This window comes from Rufibacter sp. XAAS-G3-1 (assembly GCF_013623775.1).
In the GTDB taxonomy this organism is placed as follows: Bacteria; Bacteroidota; Bacteroidia; order Cytophagales; family Hymenobacteraceae; genus Nibribacter.
Genome location: NZ_JABFAM010000039.1, coordinates 1 through 1,234, shown reverse-complemented (window position 1 = coordinate 1,234; position 1,234 = coordinate 1). Strand labels below are relative to the sequence as shown.

Here is a 1,234-nt window from a genome sequence, read left to right as displayed (position 1 = left end):
AAAAGTAAAAGAAAAACTTTGGCTAACAACAGCTAAACGCCAGCCTCGGCCGACGGCCTCCGCCGCCGTTTAGCCCAGCCGTTAGTTCTAATTTAAAATATGAAAAACCGTTCTTCTCGCTTTGCAGAAAAAATTATCAGCGAAAGTAGCAAAAGCGGAAAAAGTAAAATCAACTGAAGAATTAAGTAAGTTTCTCAAAAGTTGGGAACGCTGCCCGACTTTGACCAACTTGAGTAGCAAAAGAGGAATTGACGTGGCGTTTGAGCAAAAAGAATTTATCAGCAACATTCGCAAACCGACTTCGGGAATGCGTTTCCGACCTGATTTTTAAAAAACAGGGCAAAAACAGACAGACGAAAAAATAAAAGCTCCGAGAAACTGTTTTGGGGCTGATTTCCGAAAAACAGGCCTGAAACAGGAGAAAGTCGCAATGCTTAAAAAGAAAAACAAGAACTAACAACAGCTAAACGCCAGCTTCGGCCGACGGCCTTCAGCCGCCGTTTAGCCAAGTCCGTTAGCTGTTATTGTAAACATGGCTCCGGCATCAGCATTCAGTGAATCGGAAAAAAGCATGAGCAAGCGCAGAACGCAAATTCTGGCAAGAAATCGCAGAAAAGAACTGCAAAAGTTTTAAATTACTTCAGCAAAAGAGAGCAAACGTACCGCGACTTTTACCGCAAAAAGTAGCAGAAGTCGCAAAAGTTGAACAGACGCAAAATGCGTGCTCAGCAATACGCGTAAGCCGACGGCTGAAAATTGCGTTTTCGGCCTGATTTTCCGAAAACGGGCCGAAAACGTGATTGATAAAGAATTCGACAAACGCTCCGTTTTTCTGTTTTCGGGCTCTTTTTCCAAAAACAGGTCAAAAACAGAAAAGCAAAAAGTAGCAGTCAGCACAGAGAAACAACAAACAGCTAACAAGAGTAGCTGTTGCACAACTCGGGGATAACCAAGAAGCCAGCCAATGCCTTTCTCTCACTTTTCCGGTTCTTTCTGATTTTTTCTGCTAAACCAGCTCAAGAAAAGCAGCTGCAACAGGTCTGGGCAAGGCCATCACCGCTGTTTGGCGGCTTTCAGGGCTAAAGTACAGCAGTTTCTTCAGGTTGTAAGCCGTGGCTGCCAATAGCAGTACCTTCAGCGCCTGTTTAATTCCCCTGGTGTTGATCTTGCGTAGTCCCATGTAGTTGATGAGCGTGCCCAGCACCGGCTCCACCGTTGCCTGCCTGAGGCTCTT

The 1,234-nt window shown here is 45.1% G+C and carries 2 protein-coding genes; one reads left to right on the top strand and one right to left on the bottom strand.

Annotated elements, in window-relative coordinates:
* Nucleotides 1-121: 121 nt before the first annotated feature.
* Nucleotides 122-331 carry a hypothetical protein gene (locus HHO50_RS20885; protein ID WP_181309085.1) on the top strand — a complete coding sequence of 70 codons (210 nt, stop codon included), beginning with the start codon at nt 122-124 and terminating at the stop codon, nt 329-331.
* Between the two features lie 675 nt (nt 332-1,006).
* On the opposite strand, the gene HHO50_RS20880 is transcribed toward HHO50_RS20885, so the two are convergent.
* On the bottom strand, nt 1,007-1,234 hold a 228-nt coding region (locus tag HHO50_RS20880; RefSeq protein WP_219921621.1), incomplete at its 5' end, for a transposase.